This is a genomic window from Burkholderia sp. Tr-862 (assembly GCF_011753085.1).
GTDB lineage: Bacteria > Pseudomonadota > Gammaproteobacteria > Burkholderiales > Burkholderiaceae > Burkholderia > Burkholderia ambifaria.
Map to the genome: position 1 here is coordinate 1 of NZ_VWWG01000363.1, position 1,556 is coordinate 1,556.

Sequence of the window (1,556 nt, forward strand, 5' to 3'; positions counted from 1 at the left end):
GAAGCGCAGGTTGTCGGCCACCGCCGACGCAGGCAGGTCGGCGGACAGCAGCTTCTTCGCCGAATCGGTGTTGCCGAGCACCCCGTACGCGAACGCGAGGTTCTGGCGCGCCTGCCACGGCGCGTCGGGCAAGCCGGCCACGTCGAGCAGCACGTTCACGCCTTCGCGCGGCCGGTTGCTCAGCACGAGCGACAGCCCGAGGTCGACGCGCAGCCCCTGCGCGTCCGGATGCGCGTTCAGCGCGTCGCGATACACGGCTTGCGCGTCGGCATGGCGGCCCTGCAGGTCGAGCACCGTGCCGAGCCCTTGCGCCGCGAGCGGCAGGTTCGGCTGCGCGGCCAGCAGTTCACGGTAGCGCTGTGCGGCCTCGTCGAGCCGGCGCTGCCGCAACGCGACGCGCGCGAGCCCGAGCTGCGGCCCGAGATCCGCCGGCGCCTGTTGCCGTGCCTGCTCATAGAGAATCCGCGCGCGCTCCAGATCGCCGGCCCGGTAGTTGACGTCACCGAGCCCCAGCTGCGCCGCGAGCGAATCGGGATGCCGCGCGAGCACCTTCCCGTACAGCGTCGACGCGAGCTCGATGTTGCCGCCGGCCAGCGCGCTGTCGGCAATGCGCAATTCGGCCTGCGGGTCGTCGCTCTTGTGCGACAGCGCCGGTCTCGTCTGGATGCCCGGCGCGCAGCCGCCGGCCAGCACCGGCAGCACGACCGCGAATGCCAGCGCGCGAATGACGGATCGTGTCATTTGAATACCTCGATCAGGCGGATCGCCGCCGGCCCCACCGCGATCAGGCCGACCGTCGGCAGGATGAACAGCATCATCGGCACCGTGATCTTCGGCGCGAGCTTCGCGGCCTTTTCCTCGAGCGCGACGACCTGCTCGGTGCGCTCGCTGCGCGACAGCGTGCGCAGCGCCTGCGTGATCGGCGTGCCGAATCGCTGCGATTGCGTGAGCGTCGTGGCCAGCGAGCGCGCCGACGAAAAATTGACGCGCAGCGCGAAATGCGCGAGCGCCTCGGAGACATTCCCGCTCAGCGTCAGCTCGTCCGCGCACACCGTCAGCTCGTCGGCGAGCGGTGGGCAAATGCGCTCGAGTTCGCGGGCGACACGCCGCACGCCCGATGCGAGACTGTTGCCGGCCATCGTGCAGATCACGAGCAGGTCGAGCGCATCCGGAAAGCACGCGGCGATGATGCGCCGGCGCCGCCGGATCATCGCGCCGAGCACGTACTCGGGCACGATCACGCCGATCACGAACGCGCCGACCATCGCCACCGCACGGATCACGAAGAATTCGCCGAGACGCGGAATGTACGGGCTGAACACGATCGCGAAGCCCGCGAACAGCACGCCGCAGCTCAGCTTGATGCCGATCATCGACGACACCGCGCGGCGCTCGCGAAAGCCGGCGCGCGTGAGCTGCAGCCCGAGCTTCACACGCTGCATCGGGTCGAGCACGGGCAGCCGCTCGCCGAGCTGCGCGAGCCGCCGCGTCAGGTCCTGACGCACCTCGCCCGGCTGCAGCCGCCCCGCCGCCAGCGACAGCGAGCGCTGTCCGGC

The 1,556-nt window shown here is 70.6% G+C and carries 2 protein-coding genes; both read right to left on the reverse strand.

Features of this window, described 5'->3' with window-relative positions; translation table 11 throughout:
* The coding region (locus tag F3J14_RS34860; RefSeq protein WP_166726746.1) for a tetratricopeptide repeat protein at positions 1-741 on the reverse strand (741 nt) is incomplete at its 3' end.
* Positions 738-1,556: type II secretion system F family protein (locus F3J14_RS34865; RefSeq protein ID WP_166726747.1), on the reverse strand; the 819-nt coding region annotated here is incomplete at its 5' end. The genes F3J14_RS34865 and F3J14_RS34860, both read right to left, overlap by 4 nt.